A 13,444-nucleotide genomic window follows, 5' to 3' on the forward strand; every position below is an offset into this window, starting at 1 on the left:
ATGCGCCTGAAAGCGGACGAAAAACCGCGTATAACGGCCTAATTTGTTGCTCGGATCGATCAAATGGACCGGCTTACGGCAATGCAGGTGTTCGTGGAGGTGGCCGAGCGCGGCAGCCTGACGGCGGCGGCGGAGGCGCTGGATATGTCGCGGGCGATGGTGACGCGATACCTGGCGGAGGTGGAAACGTGGCTGGGGGCGCGGCTGCTGCACCGGACCACGCGGCGGATCAGCCTGACCGGGCCGGGGGAGGCGGCGCTGCTGCGGTTCCGGCAGATGCTGGCCATCGGCGATGAGCTGCAGGGCGAGGTGGCCAGCGACAACCCGGAGCCGCATGGGGTGTTGCGGGTGACGGCGAGTGTGTCGTTCGGGCAGCTGCACCTGGCGGCGGCGGTGGCGGAGTTCGTGCGGCGGCATCCGTTGACGCGGGTGGAGCTGTTGCTGGTGGACCGGGTGGTGAACCTGGTGGAGGAGCGGGTGGATGTGGCGGTGCGGATTTCGCGGGCGATTGATCCGAGCCTGATCGCGCGGTGGCTGGCGCCGTGCCGGTCGGTGTTGTGCGCGGCGCCTTCGTATCTGGCCGAGCGGGGCACGCCGGTAAGTGCCGATGGGTTGGCGGGGCATAACTGTCTTACCCATCACTACGTGGGTAAAAGCGTGTGGCAGTTGCAGCGGCAGGGGCGTGCGATTTCGGTGGCGGTGGGCGGCAACATCAGCGCCAACGAGGCGTCGCTGTTGCTGGAGGCGGTGCGGGCGGGGGCGGGGATTGCGATGTTGCCGACGTACCAGATCGCGCCGTTGCTGCGTTCGGGTGCGCTGGTGGAGGTGTTGCCGGAGTACCAGGTGGAGGAGATGGGCATCCATGCGGTATATGCGTCGCGGCGGCAGTTGCCGGCGGTGATGCGCAGCTTCCTGGATTTCCTGGTGGAACGGTTTGCGGGGGAGGAGTTCCTGGCGCGGATCTGACGCAGCTCGGTCCGGCTTCGCGTGGGACACGCATGGGGTGTCGCTACAATCATTCACCCCACGACGTGAAGGCGATTTTTCCTTTGTCCTATCCCTACCCGCTGGTGATTTTTGATCTGGACGGCACGCTGGTCGACAGCGCGGCCGATATCGCCGAGGCGCTCAACCGCACGCTGGAAGACTGGCAGCTGCCGCGCGTCCCCGAAGCTACCGTGCTGACCTGGATCGGTGATGGCGTGCGCCGCCTTGTCGAGCAGGCCTTCACTGCGGCCCGCAGCGACATCGATCTGGATCGGGTGATGCCCGGTTTCATGCGCCACTATGAAGCGTGCCTGCTGCGCAGCCCGCGGCTGTACGACGGCGTGGTGCCGGCGCTGGAAGCGTTGCGCGCGCTTAACGTGACCCTGGCGATCTGCACCAACAAGCCGTCGGCCATGGTCGCGCCGCTGCTCGCCCACCTGGGCGTGCAGGGCTTCTTCGCGATGGTACTGGGCGGCGATTCGTTGCCTGAGCGCAAGCCCAGTGGCGTGCCGCTGCGGCATATCGCCGCTGCGTTCGGGGTGGCCCCCACGGCCGCCTTGATGGTGGGGGATTCGATCACCGACTATCGCGCTGCGGTGGATGCAGGCATGCCGGTGGCGCTGGTGCGTTACGGGTATCCGCGCGGGTTGGACCTGGCGACGGTGGACGCGGTGGCGGTGGTGGACGACCTGCGGGCGTTGCCCGGGTTGTAGCGCGGTCGTGGCGTCGTGCCGACCAACGGTCGGCACCTACCGTGCTCGTCGAGCGGTCGTGACGCCGAGCCGTGCTCGTGGAGCGACCGTGACGCCGTACCGTGCTCGTGGAGCGGCGGTGACGCCGCACCGTGCTCGTGGAGCGGCAGTGACGCCGAGCCGTGCTCGTGCACCCGGTAGCGCCGGCCGTTGGTCGGCACCTCGCGATGCCGGCCAACCCCGGATCATTTCGGCTGGTAACGCACGCTCAGGCGGTACTCGCGGCCGGGCTGGTTGTACCAGGCCACCGTTTCGTAATCGCGGTCGAACACATTGGTGACCCGGCCCAGCACCGACCAATCGCGGCTGAGCGCGTATTCCAGGCGCAGGTCCACGGTGCCATACCCGGCCAGGCGCACGCTGTTGTCCGCGTTGTCGTAGCGCTTGCCGGCACCGAAGGCGGTGACGCCTGCGCGGAAGCCACCGAAGCGGCGGTCGATGTCCAGGCGTGCGGTGTCCTGCGCGCGGCGGGCCAGCCAGTTGTCGAACTGGGCGCTGCCGTCGGTGCGGTTGCGCGGGTCGGTGTGGCTCAGCTGTGCGCTGAGGTCAAAGCCGGCCAGAGTCAGCGAGCCGGTCAGCTCGGCACCGCGGATCCGCGCCTTCTCCACCTGCGACATCATGAAAGTAGTGGCGTCGTAGGTGATCAGGTCATCGATGCGGGTTTCATACACATCCAGGCCCCAGCGCCAGCTGTCGCCCTGCTGGGCGATGCCAAGGTTGGCGCTCTTGGATTTCTCGGGGTCCAGCCCGGGCACGCCGCTCCACGGGTCATACAGGTCACTGAAGGTCGGCGCCTTGAACGCGGTGCCGTAGCTGGCATTGAGGCGGAAGCCGCCGCCCAGTTCAATGCCCCAGCCCAGGCTGCCGGTGGTGTGGTTGCCGAACTGTTCGTTGTCGTCGTTGCGCACGCTGGCCTGCAGGTGGTGCGCGCCGAAGCGGCCCTGGTACTGCACGAACACGCCGGTGTTGTCGCGGCTGTCGACCAGATAGCCGGCGCTGCTGCCGTCCAGGTTGTCCTGGCTCCAGTCCACGCCGGCGCTGAGCAGCTGGCCGTCGGCGATGCCCACGTCGGCCTGCACGGAGGCGCTGTCGCGGTGGGTCTGCGCGGCGCCCAGCCAGGTGTCGTCGTTGTAGTTGTCCGACTCGTTGTCGGCACGGCCGACGTTGGCGGTCAGGGTGAAGCGCTCGCTCGGCGTGTAGCGGACCTTGCCGCCCAGCACCTGCTGCAGGGTTTCGGAGTAGTTGTAGTAGCCGTCGTAGTGGTTCTCGCCTTCGGCGCGCAGCGCGGTGCCTTCCACGCTCAGGCTGTCGGTCAGCGTGTAGCCGCCGCGCAGGCTCATCGACAGGTTGCGGTAGCCGTCGCGGTCGGGTTCGTTGGCGCCGCAGCCGGCGAAGGTGACTGGATCACCGTTGCAGGAGTTGATGCCGTCGGTGTGCTGGTAGGCGATGTCGGTGCCGAACCAGCCGCGCGCGCCGGTGCCGCCGAACCCGCCGCTGGCTTCGCGCAGGCCGTTGCTGCCGCCGCCCAGTTGCAGGTGGGGGGCGAAGTCGCCGGCATTGCGGCGGGTGAAGATCTGGATCACGCCCCCGATCGCATCCGCACCGTACAGGCTGGACTGCGGGCCGCGCACGATTTCCACGCGTTCGATCTGCGCCAGCGGCAGGTCCTGCAGCATGGCCAGGCCAAGGTCGCCGGTGTTGATGCGCACGCCATCGACCAGCACCAGGGTGTGGGCCGAATTGGTGCCGCGCAGGAACAGCGAGCTCTGCTTGCCCAGCCCGCCGCTGTTGTTGAGGTTGATGCCGGCGCGGCCGCGCAGCAGGTCCTGCAGCGACGGCGCCTGGCTGCGCTCGATCTCGGCGCGGTCGATCACCTGCGCCGGCGAGATGCTGTCCTGCAGGGCAATCGGGGTGCGCGTGGCGGTCACCAGCACCTGGTCCAGTGCGGTGGCATCGTCCTGTGCGGCGGCCACACCGGGCAGTGCCGAGAGTACGGCCAGGGAAAGAAGGCGGATCTGCAGCTTCATCGTTGACTCCAAACACCGCGCACGCCCGCGCGGCAAGGTTGTGGGAGGCGGTCAACGGGGGCAGGGACGGTGGGCGGGCGCAGGTACGGCGCCGCTTGCCGCCGCCATGCCCGCCGCATCGCAACCAGTCGTCTTCCAGGCCGGTCTCCGGGCTCGCGGGCCGATGGCGGACCATCGCGCCAGGCGCCTTCCCATGCTTGCGCACAGTGGCATGTTGCCTGGCTTCCACGCTTACCGTTGCGGGGGCAGCGCCGGAATGGCAGCAGGCAGGACCTGTTGCGTCACCGGCTTCCCGTTTCAACCTGCCGGCTTGCACCGCAGGTCACCTGAAAGTGGGCGCAGTGTAGAGCAAAGCCCGGCGGCCGGCGCAATGCCGGCACGGGCGGTGCGACGCCAGCGGTTAGAATGCGCCTCGCCTTTTGACGTGGTTGCAGTCCCTATGATCCTGGACCTGATCCGGCACGCGGCCACTGGCCGCGACGACCACCTGGATGGGCGTACCGATCCGCCGCTGGACGTGCAGGGCATCGATCTGATCTGCGCACGCCATGCCGACCTGCAGTGGCAGCGCGTGCTGAGTTCACCGCGCCAGCGTGCGCTGGACACCGCCGCTGCGTTGGCGCTGCCGCACGGGCTGGAGGTGATCGCGGACGAGGAGTGGGAGGAGCTGGATTTCGGCGACTGGGACGGCCAGCCGCTGCAGGCGCTGCCGATGCAGGCGCTGCAGGCATTCCACCTGGACCCGCATGCGAACCCGCCGCCGCATGGCGAAAGCTGGGGGCATTTCGAGCGCCGCATCGCGCGCGCATTGCATCGGCTGCTGGATGAGCCCGAGCCGGTGCCAACGCTGGTGGTCAGCCATGGCGGCCCGTTGCGGATGGTGCTGTCGCAGGTGTGCGGGCTGCCGATGGCGATGTGCTGGGCGCTGCGCATCGACCACGGTACGCGGCTGCAGCTGCGGGTGGAGCGGGACGACGGGGAGCTGTGGGGGGAACTACTGGAGTTGCAGCAGGCGTCGCCCTAGCGGTCGTCGTCGGTGTCGAACGGGGCGTCGCCGCCGTCGGCATCGTCATCGTTGGCCACGGTGCGGTCATACACCGGGCCCGAGGCCGGCGGTGCCTTCTTCAGCGGCTTGTCGGCGATGATCGCGTCGTATTCGGCCACCAGCTCGGCGCGGCGCGCTTCGGGCAGTTCCTGCCAGTGGCAGTCCTGCAGCGCGCCTTCGAGCGAGTAGAGCAGGTTGAGGCTCGGTTTGAAGCCGGCGCGGCGTACCTTCACGAACGCGCCCACCGACCCGGCCGCGGCCAGGTCTTCGGCAGTGCGCAGACCGACCTGGCGCAGCCAGGCCGCGCTCTTGGGGCCGATGTTGCGCAGCTTGGTGCTCATCCCAGGGCCTCGACGAACACTGCGGCAATGGCTTCCAGCCCGGCCTGGTCGTCCGCATCGAAACGGGCCAGCACCGGGCTGTCCAGGTCGAACACGCCGATCAGGGTGTCGCCGTGGACCAGCGGTACCACCAGTTCCGAGCGCGAGGCCGAATCGCAGGCGATGTGGCCGGGGAAGGCGTCCACGTCCTCGATGCGTTGGGTTACCCGCTGCGAGGCGGCCGCGCCGCACACACCCTTGTCCAGCGGAATGCGCACGCAGGCCGGCAGGCCCTGGAACGGGCCGACCACCAGTTCAGTGCCATCAAACAGGTAGAAACCCACCCAGTTCAGCTGCGGCAGCGCGTGGTAGACCAGCGCTGACAGGTTGGCGGCATTGGCAATGCGGTCGCGTTCACCGTGCACCAGGGCACGGGCCTGGGCCAGCAGCTGGCCGTACTGTTCCGGCTTGCTGCCGGTGAGCGTGGAAGTATCGAACATGGCCGCAGTCTAGCAAGCGCGGCCGGCGGCCGGACCCACCGGCGGCGGAACGCTGATAATGGCCCCCCCCTGTTCATCGGTCCGGCCATGTCATCGCTTTCTGCCCCGCCCGCCGCGTTCTACGTCACCGGTACCGATACCGGCATCGGCAAGACCTTCAGCAGCTGCGCCCTGCTGCACGCGCTGCGCCAACGCGGGCACCGCGCGGTGGGCATGAAGCCGGTGGCCAGCGGCTGCGAGCAGACCGCCGACGGCCTGCGCAACGAGGATGCCACCGCGCTGCTGGCCGCCAGCGACCCGGCCCCGGCCTATGCCGACCTCAACCCCTACGCACTGCCGCTGCCGCTGGCCCCGGAACTGGCCGCCGAGGCGGCCGGGGTGACGCTGTCACTGGATCCGATCGAGGCGGCGTTCGCCCGGCTGCGCGCGCAGGCCGACACCGTGGTGGTGGAAGGCGTGGGCGGCTGGCTGGCACCGCTGTCGGCCACGCTGGACCAGTCGCACCTGGTGCAGGCGCTGCAGCTGCCGGTGGTGATGGTGGTGGGCCTGCGGCTGGGCTGTCTCAACCACGCGCGGCTGACCGCGCAGGCGATCAGCGCCAGCGGCGCAACCTGCATCGGCTGGATCGCCAACGAGGTAGACCCGCAGATGGAGCGCATCGACGACAACGTGGCGCTGCTGCGCGCGCGCCTGCCGATGCCGTTCTGGGGCCGGCTGCCGTATGCACCGGGTGCCGATCCGGCGCAGCTGGCCCGCCACCTGCTCGGCTGAGGGTCAGCCGCGCGCCTGCGCCAGCAGGGCAGTGGCCAGCCGGCCGACGCTGGCAATGGCGCCCACGTACCGCGCGTCCAGGTCCTGGCAGCACGACAGCCGCAGGCAGTGCCGGTAGCGGGCGCCGCGCGAATACACCTGGCCGGGCATGAACACCACGCCCTCGGCCAGCGCCTGTTCGAACAGCACGCTGCTGTCCACGCCCGCCGGCAGTTCGATCCACAGCAGGAAACCGCCGCTGGGCTGGGTGGCCAGGGTACCGGGCGGGAAGTGCTGGGCCACCAGCGCACGCACGCGCCCGACCTGCTCGCGGTACAGCCGGCGCAGCCCGCGCAGGTGGTGTTCGTAGCTGCCCGCTTCCAGGAACGCGGCAACCGCCTCGCCCAGCAGCTGCGATTCGGCGCCGGTGGACTGGAACTTCAGCAGCTGGATGTCGGCGGCGAAGCGCCCGCCATCGAGCCAGCCGATCCGGTAATCCGGGGCGAGCGTCTTGGAAAAACCGTTGACCACGATCACCCAACCGTCCTCGTCGAACGCCTTCAACAACGGCGCCAGCGGCTCCTGGTACTGCAGTTCGGCATAGACCGCATCTTCGATCAGCGGTACCTGGTACTGGTTCACCAGCGCCGCCAGGCGCTGCTTGGCCGCTACCGGCAGGGTGCAGCCGAGCGGATTGTGCACGCTGGGCATGGCGACAATGGCGGCGAGTGCGCCTTCCTGCAGCTGCGCTTCCACCGCATCCACGTCCAGTCCCTCGCGCGGGTCGGTGGGCAGCTCGATCGCCTTCAGGCCCAGGTTGGCCAGCAACGGGTACAGGTTGAAATAGGAGGGGGCTTCGATGCCGACCGCATCGCCCGGCCGGGTCACCGCACGAAGAGCCAGCTGCAGCGCTTCCATCGCGCCATGGGTGAGCACCAGCCGCTCCACCGTGGTGTGCAGGCCCAGCCGGGGGCCGCGCCGCACGATCTGCTCCAACAGCCGCCTGGCCCCGTTGGGGCGCGCGTAGGTGCGCACCATCGCCGGGGTGCGCCGCAGTACCTGTGCGGTGGCACGGGCCAGCCGTGCGGCGGGGTAGAAGCGCTCGCCGCGCGGACCGGCGAAGGCCAGGTCGACGATGCCCGGCTGCCGCTGCGCCTCCAGCACGCGCGCCATCATCAGCTGCTGGGCCTGGGTGGTGGCCAGCGCCGGGGCCTGGCGCAGCGAGCGGGTCGGTTCGGGCAGGCGCGCGCTGACCACGAACCCGGCCTTGGGTCGCGGCATCACCAGCCCGGCGTCCTCCAACTGCCGGTAGGCGGCAATGACCGTGTTCAAGCTGAGCTGGCGCTGCGCGGCCAGGCCGCGCAGGGACGGCAGGCGCGCACCGGCCGGCAGGCGGCCGCTGTGGATGGCGTCGGCCAGTTCGTCGGCCAGGGATTGGTAGAGGTTGGCGGCCATGGAATCTGTAACCATGAGGGTCGCCAGCATGGTGCGCTGTACCCTGGATGCCTTGCAACCTGGCGTCCCCGCGGCGAAGACCGACCAACGGTCGGCCGCTACCGCCGTCGCATCGGTTACCTCGCTGACAAGGTCGAGACCAGCCTCGGCTTCTCGCGGTACAGCTGCGGGTACATCCGCTGCAGCGCCGCCACCTTCGGCTGATCATTGATGCGGATGTACAACGACTCCGGATGCAGCGTCAGGTAGTTCTGGTGGTAGCCCTCGGCCGCAACGAACGGCTTGCCGCCGTCCACGGTGGTCACCACCGGCGCCGCATACGCGCGTGCCTTCTGCAGCTGCGCGATGTAGGCGCGGGTGGCATCGCGCTGCGCGGCATCGTCGGCGAACACCGCCGAACGGTACTGCGTGCCGCGGTCCGGGCCTTGGCGATTGAGCTGGGTGGGATCGTGCGCCACCGAGAAGAACACCTGCATCAACTGGCCGTAGCTGACCTGGCTGGGATCGTAGGTGACCTGCACCGCTTCGGCATGGTCGGTGCCACCGCTACTGACGCGCGAATAGTTCGCGTCGGCCGGGCGCCCGCCGATGTAGCCGGAGACCGCATTGTCCACGCCCTTGATGTGCTGGAACACGCCCTGCACGCCCCAGAAGCAGCCGCCGGCGAACACCACCTGCGCGCGCTTGCCGGGCAGCTTCGGATCGGCCGCACCCGCCGGCGCCGGCACCGCCACCACCGCTTCGGCCGGCGCGGCATATGCGGGGCGGTCCAGGCTGACCACTGCACTGATGGTCAGCGCGGCAACGGCGGCGGCAATGCCGCCGGCCACCAGTTTGTCGAAGGAAACGCGCATGGGGTTCTCCTGGTTCAACCGAAGGTGAAGGCATAGGCGTGCACACCCGGATCGAGGAACTCGATCTCGAACGTGCGTTCGCCAACGTCGCCGGACTGGCGGACCAGCTGGTACAGGCGGTGCTCGTTGACCGTGCCGCTGCCGTCGGCGCCGACATCGCCACCGGCCGAGGCGCCGGGCGGCTGGCCGTCGATGCGCACCCGGAACCGCACCGGCTTGCCGTCCGCACCCGGTGCCAGCACCAGGTGCAGGTCGCGGGCGTGGAAGCGGAACGCGATACGACCGCCGGCGCGTTGCAGCTGCGCGTCTTCGTTACCCACCGTCCAGCGCCCGGACAAGGCCCACTGGTTCAACGCGAACGTCGACGGCAGCGTGTAATCGGCGGGTGCGTCGCGGCGCTGGCCGTCCGGCGAGGCGAAGTTTTCCGCGCGCGAGTACCCGAGGTACGTCTCCGGCGATTTGAGGTTGGACATGTCGGCCTGCAGTTCCACGCCCGCGCGCGGTGCACTGGCGGCCATCGCCATGGCCTGTGCGGGCTCCTCGGGCAGCTTGGCACCGGCTTCGCGCAGCAGTTGGCGGATGATCCGTTCGGACTGCGCGTAGTTGCCTTCACCGAAGTGGTGCGCACGGATGCGGCCCTGCGCGTCGATGAAGTAGTGCGCCGGCCAATAGCGGTTGTTGAAGCCGCGCCAGATCGCGAACTCATTGTCGATCGCCACCGGGTAGTCGATCTTCAGTTCCTTCACCGCACGCTGCACGTTGCCCAGGTTGCGCTCGAAGGCGAACTCCGGGGCATGCACGCCGATCACCACCAGGCCCTGGTCGCGGTAACGCTGTTCCCACTCCCGCACGTAGGGCAGGGCGCGCAGGCAGTTGATGCAGGAGTACGTCCAGAAATCGACCAGCACCACCTTGCCGCGCAGGCCTTCGGCGGTCAGCGGCGGGCTGTTGAGCCAGCCGGTGGCACCGTCCAGCGAAGGCAGGGTGCCTTCCACCGGGAGCTCGGCACCGGCCGTTGCATCGGCGGCGCGCATCATCATCGCGGGACCGGCGTCAGGCGCCTGGCCGGGCAGCGTATCGAGCAGGCCCTGTTCCAGCCGCGCGGTGCTGACCGACGACAACCGGGTGAGCACGCCGGTGTCCCAGCCCATCGCAATGGCCACCACTGCCAGCAGTGCGGCCACGCCCAACGCGCGGCGGATCCACTCGCCCGCGCCCAGCCGCCGCTTCAGCGCGGTGAACACGCGCCCGCCAATCCAGATCGCCAGTGCCAGCGAGGTGGCCGCGCCCAGGGCATACGCCAGCAGCAACCCGCTGGTGCCCACGCTGGCACCCTGCAGGGCAGCGCCGGTGAGGATCAGCCCAAGGATCGGGCCGGCGCACGGCGCCCACAGCAGGCCGGTGGCCACGCCGATCAGCAGCGAGGTGCCCACCCCGCCGCGCCCGGCGTCGGTGGCCTTGTCTGCTGACGCACTGAGCCGTGCGCCCAGCCGCTGGAACGGCGACAGCAGGCGGTCGGCCAGGGCCGGCCACAGCAGCGCGAGCGCGAACAGCGCCATCACCACCAGCGCGATCCAGCGCCCGATCTGGTTGGCCTGCGCCACCCACTGGCTGCCCACCGCCGCCAGGCTGGCCACCACCGCGAACATCAGCGCCATGCCGATCAGCAGCGGCAGGCCGCTGCGCAGGAACGGACGGTCCGAACGGGCAAACACGAACGGCAGCACCGGCAGGATGCACGGGCTGAGAATGGTCAACACACCGCCCAGGTAGGCAAGTACAAGCAGAATCATCGAACGTTCCTTATCGGGGTAGCGCCGGGCCCGGCCCGGCGGCTTCATCGGCGTTACGTGCGGTTGGGTATCCGCACGCGTGTCTCTTCGTCAGCGGCGACGAAGTTCATCGCCACGCCGTTCATGCAGTAACGCAGCCCGGTCGGGCGCGGGCCGTCATCGAACACATGGCCCAGGTGGCCACCACAGCGCCGGCAATGCGCTTCCACGCGCAGCATGCCCAACGTGGTGTCGCGGTCCTCGCCAACGGCATCGTGCAGCGGCGCCCAGAAGCTGGGCCAGCCGGTGCCGCTGTCGAACTTGGTGGACGAGGAGAACAACGGCAGTGCGCACCCGGCACAGGTGAAGGTGCCGCGCCGGTGTTCCTTGTTGAGTGGGCTGCTGAAGGGGCGCTCGGTGCTTTGCCGGCGCAGCACGGCGTACTGCGCCGGGTTGAGCTGTTCGCGCCACTGCGCATCGGTACGCATCACCTCGAAGCGGCGCGCGGGTGCGGGTGCAGCGGGGGCCGAGCCACTGCAGGCGGTCAAACCGAACAGGCCGGCCGCGGCGCCGATGGCGCCCATGCCGAGCAGTCTGCGACGGGTACAACGCATGGCGATCTCCCGGTCTGGAAACGATGGGGCCATGCTGCGCCCGGGCCGGTCAACGAATCCTCACGCAGGGTTAAATTTTCCGTGACACATTCAGGTCCGGATCTGGCCACAATGCGTTCACCTTCCTGCTGCCCGTCACCGTGCCAATGAGCAGTGCCAAGCGCGTCCTGATCGTCGAAGACGATGTCCACATCGCCAACCTGCTGCGCATGCACCTGCGCGACGAGGGCTATGAGGTCACCCATGCCGCTACCGGCGATGAGGGCCTGGCCCTGCTGGAGGCGCAGCCGTGGTCGGCGCTGGTCCTGGACCTGATGCTGCCCGGCGTGGATGGCCTGGAAATCTGCCGGCGCGCGCGCGGCATGGCGCGCTACACCCCGATCATCATCACCAGCGCACGCGCCAGCGAAGTGCACCGCATCCTGGGCCTGGAACTGGGCGCGGACGATTACCTGGCCAAGCCCTTTTCGATGCTGGAACTGGTGGCGCGGGTCAAGGCGCTGCTGCGCCGGGTGGAAGCGATGGCGCAGAACGCGCGCATCGATGCCGGTGAACTGGCGGTGGCCGGGCTGCGCATCGACCCGGTGGCGCGCACCGCGCAGGTGGAAGGGCGCGCGCTGGAGCTGACCCCGCGCGAGTTCGACCTGCTGTACTTCTTCGCCCGCCACCCCGGCCAGGTGTATTCGCGCATGGACCTGCTCAACCAGGTGTGGGGCTACCAGCACGATGGCTACGAGCACACCGTCAACACCCACATCAACCGGCTGCGCAACAAGATCGAACGCGACCCGGCGTCGCCGCAGCGCATCCAGACGGTGTGGGGCCGTGGCTACAAGCTGGTCGATGGCAACGAGGGTGCAGCGGCATGATCCGGTTGTCGTTGTCGCAGCGGTTGTCGGTGGCGTTCTTCGCGCTGCTGCTGGTGTGCTGTGGCGCGCTGATGGCGATCCAGATGCGCAGCACCAGCCTGCACGAGCAGGAAACCGTACAGCGGCTGTCGCGCGGGCTGGCCGAGCACATCGCGCGCAGCGGCGAGCTGATGGACGGTGGCGGCATGCGCACCGGCGAGGTGCGCGCGCTGTTCGGCAAGCTGATGGCGGTCAACCCCAGCGTGGAGGTGTACCTGCTGGACGACCAGGGCCGCATCCTCGGCCACGATGCGCCCACCGGCCACCTCAAGCGCGACCGCGTGGACCTGGCGCCGGTGCAGGCGCTGCTGCGCGATGATCCGCTGCCGATCCTCGGCGATGACCCGCGCAGCGCGCGCGGGCGCAAGGTGTTCAACGCCGCCCCGCTGTTCGTGCAGGGGCGCCAGGCCGGCTACATCTACGTGGTGCTGGTGGGCGAACAGCGCGAGGCGCTGGCGGCCAACATCGCGGCCAATGCCACGCTGCGCACCACGCTGTGGTCGCTGGCGATCGTGGCCGGCATCGGGCTGCTGGCCGGTGCGGTGGCGTTCCGCTGGGTGACCCGGCCGCTGCGCCAGCTCACGCGACGCGTGCAGTCGTTCGACGTGGATGCGGCGGCGCCGGCGCAGGCGTTGCCGCCCACGCCGCTGCGCGCGGGTGAGCGCGATGAGCTGGCGATCCTGCAGCACAGCTTCGGGCACATGGGCCAGCGCCTGGGCGAGCAGTGGCAGCAGCTGCGCCAGCAGGACCTGCAGCGGCGCGAGCTGGTAGCCAACATCTCGCACGACCTGCGCACGCCGTTGTCGTCGCTGCACGGCTACCTGGAAACACTGGCGTTGAAGGACGCCACGCTCAGCGCCGAAGAGCGGCAGCGCTACCTGGGCATCGCGCTGTCGCAGAGCCACAAGGTGGGTCGGCTGGCCCAGGCGCTGTTCGAGCTGGCGCGGCTGGAACACGGCGGGGTGGTGCTGGACCGCCAGGCGTTCTCGCTGCCGGACCTGGTGCAGGACGTCTTCCAGAAATTCGAGCTGGCCGCGCAGGCGCGCCGGCAGACGCTGGCGGCGGACATCCCGCCTGGCCTGCCGGCGGTGGACGCGGACCTGGCGCTGATCGAGCGGGTGCTGACCAACCTGCTGGACAATGCGATCCGGCACACGCCCGAAGGCGGCCGGATCACGGTGACCCTGCAGGCGGCACAGGGCGAGGTGCAGGTCAGCGTGGCCGACACCGGCCCGGGCATTCCGGCGGCGCGGCGCGAGGACCTGTTCCACACGCCCCCGGCATTCGGGAGCCAGCGGCCGGACAGCGGCGGGCTGGGCCTGCTGATCGTGCACCGCATCCTGCAGCTGCACCAGCGTCAGATCCAGCTGCTGGACAGCCGCGAGGGCGCGTTGTTCGTCTTCTCGCTGCCGGCGGCGCGGGTGGTCTGAGCCGCCCCTGCCCAAGGTCACGGCGACCAC

Annotated in this window: 13 protein-coding genes and 1 riboswitch; of the genes, 6 read left to right on the forward strand and 7 right to left on the reverse strand. The window is 69.5% G+C overall.

Annotated features, from left to right (window positions below; translation table 11 throughout):
- The first annotated feature begins 63 nt into the window (after nucleotides 1-63).
- Nucleotides 64-966: a LysR family transcriptional regulator gene (locus ACQG3P_RS05570; protein ID WP_068848988.1), complete on the forward strand. Its 903-nt coding sequence runs from the start codon at nucleotides 64-66 to the stop codon at nucleotides 964-966.
- 83 nt (nucleotides 967-1,049) lie between these two features.
- Nucleotides 1,050-1,700 carry a phosphoglycolate phosphatase gene (gene gph / locus ACQG3P_RS05575; protein WP_426804438.1) on the forward strand — a complete coding sequence of 217 codons (651 nt, stop codon included), beginning with the start codon at nucleotides 1,050-1,052 and terminating at the stop codon, nucleotides 1,698-1,700.
- Nucleotides 1,701-1,924: 224 nt separating this feature from the next.
- Here the strand turns inward: gph and btuB are convergent, their stop codons facing one another.
- On the reverse strand, nucleotides 1,925-3,766 hold the full coding sequence (gene btuB, locus ACQG3P_RS05580) for a TonB-dependent vitamin B12 receptor (protein ID WP_426804439.1): 1,842 nt from the start codon (nucleotides 3,764-3,766) through the stop codon (nucleotides 1,925-1,927).
- Between the two features lie 121 nt (nucleotides 3,767-3,887).
- Nucleotides 3,888-4,111, reverse strand: a riboswitch (cobalamin riboswitch).
- Between the two features lie 94 nt (nucleotides 4,112-4,205).
- On the opposite strand from btuB, the gene ACQG3P_RS05585 reads away from it, so the two are divergent.
- Nucleotides 4,206-4,790 carry a histidine phosphatase family protein gene (locus ACQG3P_RS05585; protein ID WP_426804440.1) on the forward strand — a complete coding sequence of 195 codons (585 nt, stop codon included), beginning with the start codon at nucleotides 4,206-4,208 and terminating at the stop codon, nucleotides 4,788-4,790.
- On the opposite strand, the gene ACQG3P_RS05590 is transcribed toward ACQG3P_RS05585, so the two are convergent.
- Together ACQG3P_RS05590 and ACQG3P_RS05595 are read right to left on the reverse strand one after the other, a co-directional pair.
- Nucleotides 4,787-5,152: a TfoX/Sxy family protein gene (locus tag ACQG3P_RS05590; RefSeq protein WP_426804441.1), complete on the reverse strand. Its 366-nt coding sequence runs from the start codon at nucleotides 5,150-5,152 to the stop codon at nucleotides 4,787-4,789. The two genes, ACQG3P_RS05585 and ACQG3P_RS05590, sit on opposite strands and share 4 nt — an antisense overlap.
- Nucleotides 5,149-5,631, reverse strand: coding sequence for a GAF domain-containing protein (locus tag ACQG3P_RS05595; protein WP_068848998.1), 483 nt, complete (start codon nucleotides 5,629-5,631; stop codon nucleotides 5,149-5,151). The genes ACQG3P_RS05590 and ACQG3P_RS05595 overlap by 4 nt, the downstream gene beginning before the upstream one ends.
- Nucleotides 5,632-5,718: 87 nt before the next feature.
- Here ACQG3P_RS05595 and bioD point away from each other — a divergent pair, with 87 nt between their 5' ends.
- Entirely contained in the window at nucleotides 5,719-6,402 is a 684-nt protein-coding gene (bioD, locus tag ACQG3P_RS05600) for a dethiobiotin synthase (RefSeq protein ID WP_095364667.1), read from the forward strand.
- A gap of 3 nt (nucleotides 6,403-6,405) precedes the next feature.
- On the opposite strand, the gene ACQG3P_RS05605 is transcribed toward bioD, so the two are convergent.
- From ACQG3P_RS05605 to msrB, 4 genes are all read right to left on the reverse strand, one after another.
- The gene (locus ACQG3P_RS05605) at nucleotides 6,406-7,836 is read right to left on the reverse strand and encodes a PLP-dependent aminotransferase family protein (protein ID WP_426804442.1); all 1,431 of its coding nucleotides are present in this window, start codon (nucleotides 7,834-7,836) and stop codon (nucleotides 6,406-6,408) included.
- 116 nt (nucleotides 7,837-7,952) lie between these two features.
- Nucleotides 7,953-8,690, reverse strand: a complete 738-nt coding sequence (msrA, locus tag ACQG3P_RS05610; protein ID WP_095364671.1) for a peptide-methionine (S)-S-oxide reductase MsrA — start codon at nucleotides 8,688-8,690, stop codon at nucleotides 7,953-7,955.
- Nucleotides 8,691-8,704: 14 nt separating this feature from the next.
- A complete protein-coding gene (locus ACQG3P_RS05615; RefSeq protein ID WP_217537912.1) occupies nucleotides 8,705-10,483 on the reverse strand; it encodes a cytochrome c biogenesis protein DipZ in 1,779 nt (592 codons plus the stop codon).
- A gap of 53 nt (nucleotides 10,484-10,536) precedes the next feature.
- Complete coding sequence (gene msrB / locus ACQG3P_RS05620; protein ID WP_426804443.1) at nucleotides 10,537-11,076, reverse strand: peptide-methionine (R)-S-oxide reductase MsrB; 540 nt, start codon at nucleotides 11,074-11,076, stop codon at nucleotides 10,537-10,539.
- Nucleotides 11,077-11,222: 146 nt separating this feature from the next.
- Between msrB and ACQG3P_RS05625 the strand changes: the two genes are divergently transcribed.
- Together ACQG3P_RS05625 and ACQG3P_RS05630 are read left to right on the forward strand one after the other, a co-directional pair.
- Entirely contained in the window at nucleotides 11,223-11,945 is a 723-nt protein-coding gene (locus ACQG3P_RS05625; protein ID WP_093532899.1) for a response regulator transcription factor, read from the forward strand.
- On the forward strand, nucleotides 11,942-13,414 hold the full coding sequence (locus ACQG3P_RS05630; RefSeq protein ID WP_426804444.1) for a sensor histidine kinase: 1,473 nt from the start codon (nucleotides 11,942-11,944) through the stop codon (nucleotides 13,412-13,414). The genes ACQG3P_RS05625 and ACQG3P_RS05630 overlap by 4 nt, the downstream gene beginning before the upstream one ends.
- Nucleotides 13,415-13,444: the final 30 nt, after the last annotated feature.

Source organism: Stenotrophomonas sp. SrG, from assembly GCF_050031795.1.
In the GTDB taxonomy this organism is placed as follows: Bacteria; Pseudomonadota; Gammaproteobacteria; order Xanthomonadales; family Xanthomonadaceae; genus Stenotrophomonas; species Stenotrophomonas rhizophila_A.